The following is a 16,187-nucleotide window of genomic DNA, read 5'->3' on the forward strand; positions in this document are numbered from 1 at the left end:
TGAGCAATGAGCGGAGGAAGCCCAGCGGTGGGGGTCAGTCTCAAGACGATCGCCGCGCGAGCCGGTGTTTCGTTGGCGACGGTTTCCAACGTGATCAACGGATACCGGCCGGTCGGCGAGGCCACCCGGGAGCGCGTGCAGCAGGCGATCGACGAGTTGGGGTACACCCCCAACCTGTCCGCCCGGCACCTGCGCCGGGGCCGTACCGGCATCATCGCGCTGGCGATCCCGGAGTTGAACAACCCGTACTTCGCCGAGCTGGCCGGGGCGGCGATCCGGGAGGCCGGGCGGCACGGGTACACCCTGCTGCTCGACTACACCGACGGTGACCGGGAGAAGGAACTCCTGGTCAGCGACGGGTTCCGGGAGCAGATCATCGACGGGCTGATCCTCAGCCCGGTGCAGCTGGACCGGGCCGCGGTGCTGGCCCGGACCAGCTCCACCCCGCTGGTGCTGGTCGGCGAGAGCGTGTACGACGTGCCGTACGACCACATCGCCATCGACAACGCGGCGGCCAGCAGCGCGGCCATGCAGCACCTGATCGGCCTCGGCCGGCGGCGCATCGCCTTCGTCGGCGCCCACGCCGACGCCCGCCGCCAACCCGCCCACCTGCGGTTGCGCGGGTACGAGGACGCGCTGGCCGCCGCCGGGCTCCGCTTCGACGCGGGCCTGGTGGCGACCACGCCGACATTCGGGCGCGGCGACGGGGCGGCCGCGGTGCACCGGCTGCTGGACAGCGGCCAGCAGGTGGACGCGGTGTTCGCGTACAACGACCTGGTCGCCATCGGCGCCATGCGCGCGCTGCACGAGCGCGGCCTGCGGGTGCCCGAGGACGTCGCCGTGATCGGGTTCGACGACATCGAGGAGGGGCGGTTCAGCAGCCCTACGCTCACCACGATCTCGCCGGACAAGGAGAGCATCGGGCGGCTCGCGGTGTCGGCGCTGATCGCACGGGTGGAGCAGCGCGGCACCGAGCAGCCGCGCGAACTCCAGCCGTCGTGGGAGCTGGTGCCTCGCGAGAGCACCCTGGGCGCGGCCGCCCATGGCTGACCTGGCAGCGGCGGCCGCCGCCATCGCCGCCCACCACGGCGTGCCGCCCGACCAGGTGCGGCCGGTCCCCGGCGGCATGGACAACCACGCGTTCACCCTCGGCGAGCACCTGTTCCTGCGCATCGCCCAGCCCGGCAGCGAAGACCAGCTGCGCCGCGAAACGCTGGTCATCGGTCCGGCGCGGGCCGCCGGGGTGCGCACGCCCGCGATCATCGCGTACGACGACAGCCTGCGCCTGACCTGCACCCCCTACCTGGTGCAGGAGCGCGTACCCGGCACCGACCTCGCCGCCGCCGAGTCGCCGGCCGCGCCGCACCTGCTGCGCGACCTCGGGCGCGACCTGGCCCGCCTGCACTCGCTGGCCCCCGTGGCCGGGCTGCACGTCGAAGTCGGCGGCGACCCGGTCGACCTCGTCGACGCGATGGCCACCGTCGGCTACCTCGACTCCGACACGGCTCGCTGGCTCACCCGCTGGTTCGCCCACCTCGACGAGCTGCGGCCGCCCGAAGGCGTGGCGGTGCTGCACGGGGATGTGGCACCGCAGAACGTGCTGTCCGGCGCGGACGGCGGGTATGCGGCGCTGGTCGACTGGGGTGACACGCACCTGGGGGATCCGGCGGGCGACTTCGCGAAGCTGCCGCTGTCCGAGGTGGTCGAGGCGCTGGCCGGGTACGCCGAGCTGGCGCCGGAGGCGCCGGTCAGCGCGACGGCGGTTCTGCGGGTGCACCTGCACTGGGCGCTGGCGCGGCTGCGCGATCCGACGCCGCAACCGGGGCGGCGGCACTGGACCGCGCCGCCGGCCAGCCGGGTTCTCGGCCTGCTGCGCTTCCTGTCCGACCCGCCCGCCGCCTGGTCCCACCTGGTCCCCACCCGCCTGCCCCGCCCCTAGCGCGATCCGCACCGCCTCCTTCCTCCCGGCGATCGCCTTTTCCGTTCGGTGATCGCCTCTTCCTTCCGGTGATCGTCTTCCTTCCGGTGATCGCGGAACGCGGTCAAAACCTGCGCCGACGGCCGAGGTTGTGACCGCGTTCGACGATCTCCGAATGGTGATCACCGGCGGGGGTCATTTTCTTGGCGGTCAGCGGTCAGCGGTCAGCGGTCAGCGGTCAGCGGTCAGCGGTCAGCGGTTGGCGGTTGGCGGTTGGCGGTCAGCGGTGCGGTTCGTCGGGCGGTCGCGTGGGTGAGGCGGTGGGGCGTTGTGGCCGGAAGGCGCGATCTTGGGGTGCAGTCTGGGCGGTGATCGTCCTTTGTGGTCGGAATGTGCGCCTGCAATTGAGGTTCTGACCTCGGATGACGATCACCGGGAGTGATCGCTGGTTGGGGGCGGTTCATCCGGCGGTTCGCGGTTTGTCAGGTGTTGCGGGGCGAAGCCGTGCGGTGATGTGACCTGAAGTTGCGATCTTGGAGCCCGGTACCGGCTGTGATCGTTGTTTGTGGTCGGAGCGTGTGTCTGTGAGCGGGGTTTTGACCTCGGGCGACGATCGCCGAGGGATGATCGCGGGGTTGGGCGGACTTCTCGACTGGCTGCGGCCGCCGTGCCGCTTTGGGGCGATCTTTGCCATTGATGCCGCTGCCAATCGCCAGTCGCCCGCCATCCGCCGCCGATCACCGGCGGCCAGTCGCCCGCCATCCGCCGCCGATCACCGGCGGCCAGTCGCCCGCCATCCGCGCCGGTCGCTGGTGGTCGGGCGTGCGCTGGCGGGTGCGGCGTTTGTGGGCGGCGGGGCGGGGTGGGGGTATCGGCGTGGGTGGTAGGAGGTGTTCGGTAGTACAGAACTGTTAATTAAGTTCATAGATTCGCCTGCATGACTGACAGAAAGTGGATCGCGGCGCTGGCCGCCACGGTGGCCGCCTCGGTCGCCCTGGTGGTCACGCCCGCCGCGGTGGCCTCGACCGGCCAACCAGCCGCGACCCCTGTGGCGGCAGACCGGGGCATGGTGTCCGAACTGGCCCGTACTCTGCGGATCAGCCCGGAGCAGGCGCTGGCCCGGCTCGGGCGCGAATCGGCGTTCGCGCGGACCGAGGACGGCCTGCGCCGCGCTCTCGGTACCGGCTTCGGCGGCGCCTATCTGAACGACGACGCCTCGGTGCTCACCGTCGCCGTCACCGGCGAGGCCGCGGCGGCCAGGGTGCGCGCGGCCGGGGCGAAGCCGGTGCTGGTGGCGCGCAGCGAGTCGGGGCTGCGGGAGGCGGCGGCCCGCCTCGACCGCCGGGCCGCGCAGGCGCCCGCGCAGGTTCCGGGCTGGTACCCGGACGTGCGCGGCAACACCGTCGCGGTCCTCTACCGCGCCGGTGCGCTGGAGGCGGCCAGGGCATGGGTCGCCGCCAGCGGCCTGGACGCCGCGACGGTCCGGTTCGAGGCCAGCACCGAGCAGCCCCGGCCGCTGATCGACGTCGTCGGCGGCAACGCTTACTACATCGGCAGCGGCACCCGCTGCTCGGTCGGGTTCGCGGTCACGGGAGGCTTCGTCACCGCCGGGCACTGCGGCACCAGTGGCGCGACCACGACCCAGCCGAGCGGCAGCTTCGCCGGGTCGAGCTTCCCGGGCAACGACTACGCGTGGGTACGGGTCGCCGCCGGCAACACGCCCCGCGCGCAGGTCAACCGCTACCCCGGCACTGTGGCGGTGGCCGGTTCGCAGGCGGTCGGGGTGGGCGCCTCGGTGTGCCGCTCGGGTTCGACCACCGGCTGGCACTGCGGCACCGTCAGCGCCCTCAACAGTTCGGTCACCTATTCGCAGGGCACCGTGACCGGTCTGATCCGTACCGACGTCTGCGCCGAACCCGGTGACTCGGGCGGTTCGCTCATCGCCGGTGACCAGGCGCAGGGCGTCACCTCCGGCGGTTCGGGCAACTGCTCCTCCGGCGGGACGACCTACTTCCAGTCGGTCAACGAGATCCTGCAGACGTACGGGCTGACGCTGACGGTCAGCGGCGGCACCCCGCCGACCTCGCCCGGCCCGAGCACCTCGCCAGGCAACCCCGGCGGCTGCGGCGGCCTGCCGGGCTGGAGCGCCACCACGGCCTACGCGCCCGGCGCGAGCGTCGCCTACCAGAGCCGCCGCTACGAGGCGACCTGGTGGTCGACCGGCGCCGAGCCCAGCGCGCCCGGCTCCTGGGCGGTCTGGGCCGATCGCGGCGCCTGCTAGCACGATTCCCTCCCCTCCGGGTGGCCGGGGCACCTTCCGCTGGACGGCGCCCCGGCCACCCACCAGACCCGACCAACCCCGTAGAAGGAGATACCCCTCGTGAAATCCATCGGCCTCAGGCTCACGTTCGCGGCGACCGCCGCGGCGGTGGGTCTCGCCCTGGTGCTGCCGGGTGTGACCGGCGCGGCGGCCAGCCCCGGCGCCGCACCCGCCCCGGCGCCCGACCCGGCCGCCCGCGCCGCGGCCGCCGCCGACCGGGCCGCCACCGCCGGGGTCGACGCCCTGGCCAAGGGCCCGGACGAGACCTTCGTACGCCGTCACGTCGTCGCCGGGTCCGGCGGCTTCCAGTACGTCGCGTACGAGCGCACCTACCGCGGCCTGCCCGTGCTGGGCGGTGACGCCGTGGTGGTCACCGATCGCGACGGCACCGTACGCGACACCGCCTCGGCCATCGGCCGCGGCGTCAAGCCGGCCACCACCACCCCGAAGGTCACCGCGGCCGAGGCGGCCGCCACCGCGCGCCGCCGGCTCGACCGGGTCGACCGCACCGCCTCGGCCCAGCTCGTCGTGTTCGCGACGTCGGCCGGGGACCGGCTCGCCTACGAGGTCGTGCTGGAGGGCCGCAAGGGCGGCGCGCCCAGCCGCCTGCACGTGGTCGTCGACGCCGCGAACGCGGCCGTGCTCGACGTACGCGACGACGTGCGCCTGGGCAGCGGCAACGGCTACTTCAACGGCCAGGTCGGCATCTCGACCAGCGGCTCGGGCTCCTCGTACTCGATGACCGACGGCACCCGGCCCGGCATCCGCTGCGGCGGGCAGGGCGGCACCGCCTACACCGGCACCGACGACGCGTGGGGCAACGGCTCCGGCACCAACCTGGAGACCGCCTGCGTGGACGCGCTCTACGCGGTGCAGCGCGAGTGGGACATGCTCGGCGCGTGGCTGGGCCGCAGCGGCATCGACGGCAACGGCGGCGGCTTCCCGGCCCGGGTCGGCCTCAACGAGGTCAACGCGTACTGGAACGGCAGCTACACCAACTTCGGCCACAACCAGGCCAACAACCGCCAGGCCACCCCGATCGACGTGGTGGCGCACGAGTACGGCCACGCCATCTTCCAGACCACGCCGGGCGGCGCCGGGTCCGGCAACGAGAACGGCGGCATCAACGAGTCCACCGGCGACATCTTCGGCGCGCTGACCGAGGCGTACGCCAACAACGCCAACGACCCGGCGGACTTCCTCGTCGGCGAGGAGGTCGACCTGGTCGGCGGCGGGCCGATCCGCAACATGTACAACCCGTCGGCGCTGGGCGACCCGAACTGCTACTCCTCGGCGATCCCGAGCACCGAGGTGCACGCGGCGGCGGGCCCGAACAACCACTGGTTCTACCTGACCGCCGTCGGCTCGGCCGGCGGTGGCGGCAACCCGGCCAGCCCGACCTGCAACAGCAGTTCGGTCACCGGCATCGGCCTGCAGAAGGCGGGCCAGATCTACATGGCCGCGCTCAACCTGAAGACCTCGGCCTGGCGCTACGTCAACGTGCGTACGGCGACGCTGCGGGCCGCGGTCAACCTGTTCGGCGCGGCGTCGGCGGAGTGCCGCACGGTCAAGGCGGCCTGGGACGCGGTCAGCGTGCCCGCGCAGTCGGGCGAGGCCCAGTGCACCGCCAACCCGGGCAACGACTTCTCGCTGACGGTCGGCCCCGGCAGCGGCTCGGTGCAGCGGGGCGCGTCGGTGACCACCACGGTCTCGACCGCGACCACCTCGGGCAGCGCGCAGACGGTCAACCTGACCGCGAGCGGCCTGCCGTCCGGGGTGACGGCGAGCTTCAGCCCGTCGTCGGTCACCTCCGGCGGGTCCAGCACCCTGACGCTGACCGCGAGCGCGTCGGCGGCGACCGGGTCGGCCGCGATCACCGTGACCGGTACCGGTTCCGCGGCGACGCACACGGCCACGTACACGGTCACGGTGACGACCGCGCCGGGCGGCAACGACTTCGCGGTGACGCTGTCACCGTCGTCGGCGACCGTGGCCGCGGGCAGCTCCACGACCGCGTCGGTGGGCACCAGCACCACGTCGGGCAGCGCGCAGACGGTGAGCCTGTCGGTGACCGGCGCGCCGACCGGGGTGACCGCCTCGGTCAGCCCGTCGTCGGTGACCTCGGGCGGCTCGGCGACGCTGTCGGTGTCGGTCGGGGCGAGCGCGGCGGCTGGGACGTACACGCTGACCGTGACCGGTGCCGGGACCAGCGCGACCCGCACCGCGACCTTCACCCTGACCGTGACCGGCGGTGGCGGCGGCTGCGGCGGCCTGCCCGCCTGGAATGCCACCACGCCGTACGCGCCTGACGACACGGTCTCCTACAACGGGCGACGCTGGAAGGCGACCTGGTGGTCGACCGGCGCGGAGCCCGGTGCGCCCGGCTCGTGGGCGGTCTGGTCCGACCAGGGCGCCTGCTAGTCCGGGGTGGGGGAGGGACGGCTGCCCGACTTCAGGGGGCAGCCGTCCCGTCCGCCGTCCGGGCGTCAGCGGGCGGGCTCCACTGCCCGTCGTCCAGGACGGAGGACGGATCCGCCAGCGAAGTGACGTGCGCTTCCTGCCCGGCGAAATGGGGGTGCGGCGTGGCCAGCACGCCGGTGTCGATCTTATGGCCGCGGCCGCGTCGGCACCGCCCCGTTCCTCGGCGCGAGTGCGGCGAAGGCCACGGCCGGTGAGGGCAGGCGGTGGCATCGGACCGGCAGGGGCGGCGGCGTCTCGCTGCGGTCACGTCGGACAGCGAACCGCCGCGTCGGCGGACTCGGCCGATACGATGCCGTCCGTGGACCACTCGGCGTCATGGCAGCGGTAGGCCCCGGCCCGGGGCCGACCGTGGACGTGCTCGGCCGCCTGTCCGTGCACCACGCCGGCCGCCGCGCCGAGATCGGCAGCGGCAGGCAGCGGGCGCTGCTGTCCCTGCTGCTCCTGCGGCCGGGCCGGTTCGCGAGCACCGACTGGCTCGCCGACGCCCTGTGGGACGGCGACCCGCCGCCCAGCGCGGACACGACGCTGCGCACCCACGTCGCGGGGCTGCGCCGGATCCTCGAACCGGACCGGACCGCCGGTGCCGGACCGCGCGTGCTGCGCCACCGCGACGGCGGCTACCACCTGGACCTCGCCGCCGACGCGGTCGACCTGGACCGGTTCGAGGCGCTGCTCACCCGCGCGGGCTCGGCGCACGCCGACGGCGCCGCGGCCGCCGCCGAACGCGACTACACCGCGGCGCTGAGCCTGTGGCGTGGTGACCCGCTGCCCGACGTCGCGGACCTCTCCGCCGTCCAGGCCGACCTGGCCCGGCTGCACGGGCTGCGGCTGCAGGCCGCCGAGGGGCGGCTGACGGCCGCCGTCGAGGCGGGCGGCCACCTGCGCGTGCTGCCCGAACTTCAGGCGTTCGTGGCCGCGCACCCGCTGCGCGAGGCCGCGCGGGCGCAGCTGATGCTGGCCCTCTACCGCTGCGGGCGGCAGGCCGAGGCGCTGGCCCTGTTCGCCGAGGCGCACCGGCTGCTGTCCGGCGAGTACGGGCTCGATCCGGGCGAGCGGCTGCGGGCCGTACACCGGGCGATCCTGGCGCAGGACCCGGCGCTGGACCCACCGCGGCGCGGACCGGGCAGCCTGCCCGGAGCCGGTGCCGCCGAGCAGGCGCTGCCCGGCCGGGCGGCCGTGCTGGGGCGGCTCGCCGAGGCCCGCGCGGCGGCCGTCGCCGGGACCGGACGCTTCGCGCTGGTCGTCGGCGAGGCGGGCGTCGGCAAGACCAGCGTCGCCGAGCGGGCCGCGGCCGCCGCCGAACGAGACGGGACGCCGGTGGTGTGGGCCCGCTGCCCGGCCGTGGGCCAGGCACCGCCGTTCTGGGTCTGGGTCCAGCTCGTACGGCGACTCGCCGACGGGCCCAGGGCCGGGCAGGCCGCGACCGGCCAGCTGGCCGCCCTGGGCGCGCACGCCCCGGAAGCGTCCGGCCAGGCCGATCCGGTCGCGCGGTTCCGCCTGTACGAGGCCGTCGCCGAGCTGGTCGCCGCGGCCGCCGCCGAGCGCGGGCTGCTGATGGTGATCGACGACCTGCACGCCGCCGACCCCGACTCGCTGCTGCTGCTCAACTTCCTCGCCGGTGCCCTGGCGTCCACCCGCGCCCTGGTCGTGTTGACGACCCGGCCCTACCAGCACGATGCCGGCCTGGTCGCCGCAGTCGCGGAGCTGGCCCGCGCCCCCGGCACCGTCCGGCTCGACCTGTCCGGGCTCGACGAGGCCGCGCTCGCCGAGCTGATCCGCAGCCAGACCGGCGGCGACCCCGCGCCGGAGGCGGTCGCGGCGCTGCGCCACCGCACCGGCGGCAATCCGTTCTTCGCCGTGGAGCTGCTGCGCCAGGGCGCATCGGCCGAGCTGCCGCCCACCGTCCGCGACGCGCTGTCGCTGCGGCTGGACGCCCTGCCCGCCCCGACGCGTGACTGCCTGGACGTGCTGGCTGTCGGCGGGCAGGAGCTGGACCTGCGGCTGCTGGCTCAGGTGCTGGACACGCCGGTGCCCGCGCTGGCCGAGGCGCTGGTTCCCGCGTTCGCCGCGCGGCTGGTCGTCGAGACCGAACCCGGCCGGGTCGGGTTCGGGCACCCGCTCTACGCCGAGGTCGGCTACGCGCTGCTGGCGCCGCCCCGGCGGGCGTGGCTGCACGCCCGGCTGGCGCTGGCGCAGGAGCGGCTCGGCGGGGCCGCACCTTCCGCGATCGCCTTCCACTACGGCCGGGCGGTCGGCCTGGGCCACGGCGACGACCACCTGCGCTGGCTGCTGCGGGCGGCTGACGACGCGACCCGGCGCCTGGCGTACGAGGACGCGCTGGCGCACCTGGACCTGGCCGCGGCGCAGCTGTCCGAGCGGGACGGTGCGGCCGCGCGGGAGCTGTCGGTGCAGTTGCAGCGGGCCGCGCTGCTGCAGGTCACGGTCGGCATCGGCAGCGACGCGGTGGACCGGGCCTGTGCGCGGGCCCGCGAACTGCTGGCGGCGGTCGGCCCGGGGACTGATCTCGCCTCGGCGCGGTGGGTGCTGGGCGAGCTGGCCGCCAACCGCGCCGAGTACGCGATCTGCGTAGAGCTGGCGGTGCCGCTGGCGGCCGAGGACGACGAGCTGGCTCGGGCGGCCGGGGCGTACCTGCTCGGCGCGGCGTACTACTTCCTGGGGCGGTTGGGTGAGGCGGAGCGGCGGCTGACCGAGTCCGCCCGCCTGCTGTCGGGGATGGACCCGCGGCTGCTGGGGCGGGAGGTGGCGCGGCGGCCGGCGCTGGCGCCGTACAACTTCCGGGCGCTGGTGCGGTCGCTGCGCGGCGACCGGGCCGGTGCGCAGCAGGACCTGACCGCCGCGGCGGTGCTGGCCGACCGGCTCGACGACCCGTACGGGCGGGCCAACGCGGCCCTGTACGCGGCGTGGCTCGGCCTGCAGGAGCTGGACGCCGCCGCGGGCAGCGCCGCGGCGCTGCGGTTCCGGCAGCTCGGGCAGGCGCACGGCATGCCGCACTTCGTCACCACGGCGGAGCTGTTCGCCGCCTGGGCGGCGGTGTCGGGCGGCGACCCGGCGGCCCGCGACCGGCTGCGCGCGGCGTACGAGGGCATCTACCGTCTCGGCCTGCGCGCCACCCGTACCGTGACCCTCGGCGCGATGGCCGCCGCGCACCTGGCGGCGGGCGACCGCACCGGCGCGGCGGAGCTGGCGGCGGAGGGCCTGGCGCTGGCGGCGCAGACCGGCGAGCGGGTGTTCCTGGCCGAGCTGCTGCGCCTGCGGGCGCTGGCCACCGGCGACCGGTCCGGCCTGGACCGGGCTGCCGCGGTCGCGGCCGGGCAGGGCGCCCGCCTGCTGGCCGACCGGATCGCGCGGACGGTCGCCGACCTGCGTTGAGGCGCGCCTGCACGCGGCCTGCACGCCGCCTCCACGGCGCCCTGATGCCCTGGACGGGTATGTGGAACCCGCCCTGAAGGAGCAATCGTGTCCACCCCCGAACGCCCCACCGAGGTCGACGTGCTGGTCGTCGGCTGCGGCCCGGTCGGCGCGCTGACCGCCAACCTGCTCGGGCTGCGCGGCGTCACCACCCTGGTGGTGGAGCGCAGCCGCGAGCCGCACGGCCAGCCCCGCGCCTTCTCCTGCGACGACGAGGCGCTGCGCATCTACCAGGCGGCGGGCCTGCTGGCCGAGGTCACCGACGGGATGCGGCGGGCGCCGCTGGTCGACTACACCGACGGCGCGGGCCGGCCGTTCGCGCACATCGCGCTGTCCGAGGTGGACTTCGGGCTGGGCCATCCGCCGCTGCAGTTCTTCGACCAGCCGCGCCTGGAGCACGCGCTGCGGGCCGGACTGGCCAGGTTCCCGCAGGTGGAGCTGCGGCTGGGGGTGGCGCTGGCGGAGTTGTCGCCCGATGCCGACGGCGTCTCCGCGCGGCTGCGCGACCTGGCCTCCGGTGCCGAGGCGCAGGTACGCGCCCGGTATGTGCTGGGCTGCGACGGTGCCCGCAGCACCACCCGGGTGCTGGCCGGTGTCGAGCTGCGCGGGTCGACGTACGAGGAGCCGTGGCTGGCGGTCTCCGGTGACCTGCCGCCGGAGGCGGTGCGGCTGGACCGGACCAGGTTCGTGTGCGACTGGCGCCGCCCGGCGTTCGTGTCACCGGCCGCCGACGGCGGCTACCGGCTGGAGTTCATGCTGCGGCCGGGGGAGACCGCCGAGCAGGTCGAGCACCCGGCCGCCGTGGCCGACCTGGTCTCGCCGTACGTCGACCCGCAGCGGTTCCAGGTGCGCCGGGCGGCGGTGTACACCTTCAACCACCTGGTCGCCGACCGCTGGCGGGCCGGTCGGGTCTTCCTGCTCGGCGACGCCGCGCACCAGATGCCGCCGTTCATGGGGCAGGGGCTGTGCAGCGGGCTGCGCGACGCGGCGAACCTGGTCTGGAAGCTGCACCTGGTGCTGGCCGGGCGGGCCGGGCAGTCGCTGCTGGACACCTACGAGCAGGAGCGCCGCCCGCACACCGAGGAGATGGCGCGGATCACGGTCGGGGTGGGCCGGGTGTTCCTGGCCCGCAGCCGGGCGGGCGCGAAACTGCGCGACGTGCTGCTGCGCGGGGTGCAGCTGCTGCCCCGGGTCCGGCGGTTCGTGCGGCACTTCGAGTTCAAGCCGCTGCCCCGGCACCGGGCCGGCTGGCACCGGGGCGGCGGCCCCGCCGGGACGATGTTCCCGCAGCCGCTGGTCGCCGTCGCGGGCGCGGCGGCCCCGGTGCCGCTGGACGAGGTGCTGGGCGACGGGTTCGCGGTGCTCGGCCCCGAGGCCGGGCCGCAGGCCGCGGCCGGGTGGCGGGACCTGCCGGTACGGTTTGTGCGGGTCTGCCCGCCCGGGGTCGCACCGGCGGTCACCGACGGGAGCCACCTCGAGGTCGCCGACACCGACGGGCGGCTGACGGAGTGGTTCCGGCGGCACCGGGCCGGGGCGGCGGTGCTGCGCCCGGACCGGTTCGTCTACGCGACGGCGTCGGCGCGGTCGCTGGCCGAGGTGGCGGACTCGCTGGTCGGGGCACTCGGGGCGGACCGCCCGGCGGTGGACTGACGGCGGCGGCGTTCAGGCGCGGCCCGTGGCCAGCCAGTCGCGGACCTGGGCCGTGGAGTCGGCGCCGACGCTGCGGGCCAGGTCCGCGATGGTCACCTGCCGCAGCGACTGCCGCCAGGCGCGGTCGGCGTCGTACATGACCCGGGCGATGCCGCACGGGGCTGTGCACGACTCCGGCGGGGCGGCCAGCGGGCCGCGCTGGCGCACCTCGGTGCAGACGAACGCCCCGGCCGGCCCCTCGATCGCCTCCACGACGTCGAGCACGGTGATCTCCGCGGCCGGGCGGGTGAGCAGGTAGCCGCCCGCCTTGCCCTGCACCGACCGCACGAGTCCGGCCCGGGACAGCTCCTGCAGCTGCTTGGCCAGGTAGCTGGGGGAGACGTCGTGGAGTCGGGCGAGCCGGACGGCGGGCACCGGCTCGGTGGCCGCCGTCAGCGCGAAACAGCAGTGCAGCGCCCACTCCACGCCCCCGGACAGCTTCATGCCGTCCATGGTACGCATCCCGGATGAAAGCTGTCCGAGTACAGCTCAGGGGTGGTTGCCGTAGCGGGCCGCGGGTGCGCCGGTGAGCAGGGCCCAGTAGCGGTCGCCGTACGACCAGTGCCACCACTGGGCCGGGTAGTTGACCAGCCCGGCCTGGCGCATCGCCGAGCCGAGCAGGTCCCGGTTGGCGCGGGCCTGACGGTCGACGTCGGCGTCGCTGGTGCACAGCGCCGAGCCGGTGTCGTGCAGCTCCGTGCCCAGCCACAGCCGCACCCCGTCGACGGTGCACAGTGTCAGGTCGACCGCCCCGCCGGTGAGGTGCGGGGCCAGCGGCGGCGGCGGGCAGTGCCGGGCGGCGGCGCGGCGCAGCGAGTCGTCGCCGTCCGGACGGTCGGCCCGCAGCCGCGCCACCGCCGCCTCGAACAGCCGCTGCTGCTCCTCCGCGCGCCGGTACCCCTCGACGACGAGCAGCCGCAGACCCCGCGGCAGCAGCATCTGCGCCATCACCAGCCGGTCGGCCACCCCCTGCCGCACCTGGGCGTACGAGCCGTCGACGTCGGCCACCAGCTGGTCCATCCGCAGCGCCGCCATCGCCCGGACGTCGACCAGCGGTTCCCCGCAGTCGGCCACGGGTACGGCAGCGACCCGGGGATCGGACAAAGAAATGATCTCGGACATGACGTGCCCTTCCAGTGTGCGGTCGCTAGATCGTGCGACCGCACACTGGAATTCCGCTGTAACGCCCCGATCAGCCGCCGAGCAGCTCGGCGTGCTCCCGGGCGCCGTGGTCGTGGAAGACCCGTAGCGCGTCGGCCCGCAGCAGGGCCGCCTGCTCGTGCTCACCCCGGGCGCTGTGCAGCGCGCTGAGGTCGCGCCGCACCCGGGCCGCCCACAGCGGCGACTCGAACGACTCGAACAGCTCCAGCGAGGCCCGCAGGAAGTTGCCGGCCAGATCGGCCCGGTCCAGCCGCAGATGGGCGTCGCCGAGGGTGCGCAGCGTCACCGCCTGCCCGAACCGGTCGCCGAGGCTGTGGCTGGTCGACAGCGACCACTCCAGCTGCTCCACCACCTGGTCGGTGCGCCCGATCCGCAGGCACGCCTTGGCCAGCGACCGGGTGGCGTACGCCTCCATCAGCTCGTCCCCGACCTTGCGGAAGATCTCCCGGGCCTGCTCGCAGGCCTCGATCGCCGGTTCGTAGTCGCCGCGGGCCCGGTGGTAGAGGCCGAGCGTGCGCAGCGTGTACCCCTCGCCCCGGATGCTGCCCGTCGCCCGGTACGCCGCCAGCGACTCCGCCAGCGAATGCGCCGCCGCCGGATAGTCGCCCAGCTCCAGCTGCACCGATCCGGTCAGCCGCAGGACGTAGCCGAGGCCCGCCGGGTCGCCCAGTTCGCGCAGCAGCGTGTCGGCCTGGCTCAGGAAGTGCAGCGCCTCGACCAGGTGGCCCGGCTCCCGGCAGGCGGTGCCCAGCCCCGCCAGCGCCGCCGCCTGCCCCTGCACGTCCCCGACCTCGCGGAACTTGGTCAGCGCCTCGTTGTAGAAGGTGCGGGCCTCGGCGTACTGGTCCTGGTAGTAGCGCAGCTTGCCCAGCTCGGCGAGCATCACGCCCTCGCGGCGCACGTCCCCGGCCGCACGCACGGCCGCCAGCGCGGCCTGGTTGATCCGGGAGGTGACCTCGAAGCGGTTGGTTCCCGAGGTCACCGCGGCGAAGCGGGCCGAGGCCAGCTCGCAGACCAGCTCGTGCAGTCCGAGCGCGGCGGCCCGCTCGACGCCGGCGGTCAGGGACTGCTGCTCGGCGGCGAACCAGTTGCCCGGATCGGTCGACGTGCGCGCGGCCATCTGCTCCGACGGCCGGTACACGTTGCTGAGCGTGTACCGCCAGTTGACGTCCTCGGGCGGCGACTCGGCACCGAGGTTGTCGATCAGGGTGAGCCAGCCGCCGAGGGTGCGGGCCACCGACGCGACCAGGTCCGCGTGCGGCTCCTCCCGCTGGGCCCGTTCCCGGGCGTAGAGCCGCACCAGGTCGTGCATGCGGTAGCGCAGGCTGCCGAACGCGTCCACGCCGACGTACTCGACCAGCTGGCCGTCGACCAGCGACTCGATGAGAGCGTCGGCGTCGGCCTTGTCCCGGTCGAGCAGCCACCCGGCCACCCAGGCGGAGAAGTCGGGCAGACCGAGGTAGCCCAGCCGCCGCAGCATCATGAGCTCGTGCGGGTCCAGGCCCTGGCAGCTGAGCTCGATGCTGGCCCGGACGCAGAGCTCCTGTGTGGACAGCTCGGACAGGCGCCGGCTCTCGTCGCCGAGGCGGTCGGCCAGCACGCTCAGCGGCCACCGCTGCCGCGACACCAGTTTGGCCCCGGCCAGCCGGATCGCCAGCGGCAGGTTGCCGCAGTGGGCGATGATCCGCCGGGCCGCGGCGGGGTCGCCGTCGACCCGCTCGGCACCGACGACCCGGCGCAGCAGCTCGGCCGCCTCGCCGTCGGGCAGCACCCCGAGCTCGATGCGCTGCGCGCCGTCCAGGCCGGCCAGCCGGTCCCGGGAGGTGATCAGCACCACGCAGTCGGCGGTGCCGGGCAGCAGCGGCCGGACCTGGGCCGCGTTGCGGGCGTCGTCCAGCAGCACCAGCATCCGCCGCCCGACCAGCGTGCTGCGGTAGAGCTGGGTCCGTTCCTCGGCACCGACGGGCAGGTGCTCGTCGGCGACGCCGACGGCGCGCAGGAAGCGGGCCTGGATCTCGGCGGCGGCCGCGGGTGCGTCGCTCATCCCGTGCAGGTCGGCGTGCAGGGTGCCGTCGGGGTAGGCCGGGGCGAGTTCGCGGGCGGCGATGGCCAGCAGCGCGGACTTGCCGCTGCCGCCCTGGCCCGAGATCACGCGGACCGGGTGGGTGCCGCCGGTGAGCGCGGCCGACTCGGCGGCCCGGCCGGTGAAGTCGGCCGGCACCGGCGGCAGCTGGGCCGGCACCCGGACGGTCGCCGAGGCGCTGTCGGCGGTCGTGAGGCTGCCCCGCAGGATCGCCGAGTGCAGCGCGGTCAGCTCGGCGCCCGGCTCCACGCCCAGCTCCTCGATGAGCAGGTCGCGGCATTCGCGAAACGAGGCCAGCGCGTCGGCCTGGCGGCCCATCCGGTACAGCGAGACCATCAGGTGCCCGCGCAGCCGCTCGTTGACCGGATGGCGGCCGACCAGGCCGGTCAGCTCGGACAGGTGGCCGTGCCGACCCAGTGACAGCTCCGCCGCGATCCGCTCCTCGACGGCGGTCAGCCGCAGCTCGTCCAGTCGGACCGCCTCGCCGGACAGCCGGGTGTCCTCCAGGCCGGCCAGCGCCGGGCCGCGCCACAGCGCCTCGGCGCGGCCGAGCAGCTCGACCGCCTCCGCGGGCGGCGCCTGCCGGGCCTGCTCCAGCAGCGTGCTGAAGGCGTGCGCGTCGATGGCCCCGGCCGCGATCCGCAGCGCGTATCCGGGTGCGACGGTGGCGATGACCTCGGGTTCGCCCACGTCGGCGAAGGCCCGGCGGAGGTTCTTGACGTAGGTCTGGATCAGCGCCCGAGCGGTGTCCGGTGGATCCTCGGCCCAGACGAGGTCGATGAGCCGGTTGACCGGGACCACGCGGTCGAGCTCCAGCGCCAGCGCGGCGAGCAGCGCCCGTGGCTTGGCCCCGCCGAGCGGCACTGCCCGGCCGTCGGCCCACGCTTCGACCGGTCCCAATATTCGTATCTGCACTCGTCCCCCATGACAAAGCGATGGGCCACGTTAACGAGAGGTGCCGCGGCGGGGAATCGGCTGTGTGGTTGGAGATCGGGCAGGTCACGTCCGCCGGTCATTCCGCTGTAGACGATGTACCGCGAAGTTCCAGAGGCGTTGCAGCGGCGGTCCGCAAGCTCCTCTCGTCGGCCGGAAAGACCGGTCGGACA

Annotated in this window: 9 protein-coding genes; 6 read left to right on the forward strand and 3 right to left on the reverse strand. The window is 74.9% G+C overall.

The window, feature by feature from the left end:
• Positions 1-6: 6 nt before the first annotated feature.
• The 6 genes from QEZ54_RS27645 (at position 7) to QEZ54_RS27670 (ending at position 11,798) form a co-directional block, all read left to right on the forward strand.
• Entirely contained in the window at positions 7-1,050 is a 1,044-nt protein-coding gene (locus QEZ54_RS27645) for a LacI family DNA-binding transcriptional regulator (RefSeq protein WP_281307655.1), read from the forward strand.
• A complete protein-coding gene (locus QEZ54_RS27650) occupies positions 1,043-1,939 on the forward strand; it encodes an aminoglycoside phosphotransferase family protein (protein ID WP_281307656.1) in 897 nt (298 codons plus the stop codon). Before QEZ54_RS27645 ends, QEZ54_RS27650 begins: the two co-directional genes overlap by 8 nt.
• 916 nt (positions 1,940-2,855) lie before the next feature.
• Positions 2,856-4,199 (forward strand): alpha-lytic protease prodomain-containing protein, encoded by a 1,344-nt coding sequence (locus QEZ54_RS27655; protein WP_281307657.1) that lies wholly within the window; start codon positions 2,856-2,858, stop codon positions 4,197-4,199.
• Positions 4,200-4,298: 99 nt separating this feature from the next.
• Positions 4,299-6,659 (forward strand): M4 family metallopeptidase, encoded by a 2,361-nt coding sequence (locus QEZ54_RS27660; protein WP_281307658.1) that lies wholly within the window; start codon positions 4,299-4,301, stop codon positions 6,657-6,659.
• 375 nt (positions 6,660-7,034) lie between these two features.
• A complete protein-coding gene (locus QEZ54_RS27665; protein ID WP_281307659.1) occupies positions 7,035-10,109 on the forward strand; it encodes an AfsR/SARP family transcriptional regulator in 3,075 nt (1,024 codons plus the stop codon).
• Between the two features lie 87 nt (positions 10,110-10,196).
• The gene (locus tag QEZ54_RS27670) at positions 10,197-11,798 is read left to right on the forward strand and encodes a bifunctional 3-(3-hydroxy-phenyl)propionate/3-hydroxycinnamic acid hydroxylase (protein WP_281307660.1); all 1,602 of its coding nucleotides are present in this window, start codon (positions 10,197-10,199) and stop codon (positions 11,796-11,798) included.
• A 12-nt stretch (positions 11,799-11,810) separates the two neighbouring features.
• Here QEZ54_RS27670 and QEZ54_RS27675 read toward each other — a convergent pair whose 3' ends face one another.
• From QEZ54_RS27675 to QEZ54_RS27685, 3 genes are all read right to left on the reverse strand, one after another.
• On the reverse strand, positions 11,811-12,281 hold the full coding sequence (locus QEZ54_RS27675) for an Rrf2 family transcriptional regulator (RefSeq protein WP_281307661.1): 471 nt from the start codon (positions 12,279-12,281) through the stop codon (positions 11,811-11,813).
• A gap of 45 nt (positions 12,282-12,326) precedes the next feature.
• The gene (locus QEZ54_RS27680) at positions 12,327-12,959 is read right to left on the reverse strand and encodes a M15 family metallopeptidase (RefSeq protein WP_281307662.1); all 633 of its coding nucleotides are present in this window, start codon (positions 12,957-12,959) and stop codon (positions 12,327-12,329) included.
• Between the two features lie 70 nt (positions 12,960-13,029).
• Positions 13,030-15,981, reverse strand: a complete 2,952-nt coding sequence (locus QEZ54_RS27685) for an AfsR/SARP family transcriptional regulator (protein ID WP_281307663.1) — start codon at positions 15,979-15,981, stop codon at positions 13,030-13,032.
• Positions 15,982-16,187: the final 206 nt, after the last annotated feature.

This window comes from Catellatospora sp. KI3, assembly GCF_029948125.1.
In the GTDB taxonomy this organism is placed as follows: domain Bacteria; phylum Actinomycetota; class Actinomycetes; order Mycobacteriales; family Micromonosporaceae; genus Catellatospora.

Excerpts from the sequence above, each read along its gene's own strand:
- QEZ54_RS27680 (WP_281307662.1), bottom strand. The coding sequence starts at position 12,959 with ATGTCCGAGATCATTTCTTTGTCCGATCCCCGGGTCGCTGCCGTACCC.
- QEZ54_RS27665 (WP_281307659.1), top strand. The coding sequence starts at position 7,035 with ATGGCAGCGGTAGGCCCCGGCCCGGGGCCGACCGTGGACGTGCTCGGC.
- QEZ54_RS27650 (WP_281307656.1), top strand. The coding sequence starts at position 1,043 with ATGGCTGACCTGGCAGCGGCGGCCGCCGCCATCGCCGCCCACCACGGC.
- QEZ54_RS27655 (WP_281307657.1), top strand. The coding sequence starts at position 2,856 with ATGACTGACAGAAAGTGGATCGCGGCGCTGGCCGCCACGGTGGCCGCC.
- QEZ54_RS27645 (WP_281307655.1), top strand. The coding sequence starts at position 7 with ATGAGCGGAGGAAGCCCAGCGGTGGGGGTCAGTCTCAAGACGATCGCC.
- QEZ54_RS27675 (WP_281307661.1), bottom strand. The coding sequence starts at position 12,281 with ATGAAGCTGTCCGGGGGCGTGGAGTGGGCGCTGCACTGCTGTTTCGCG.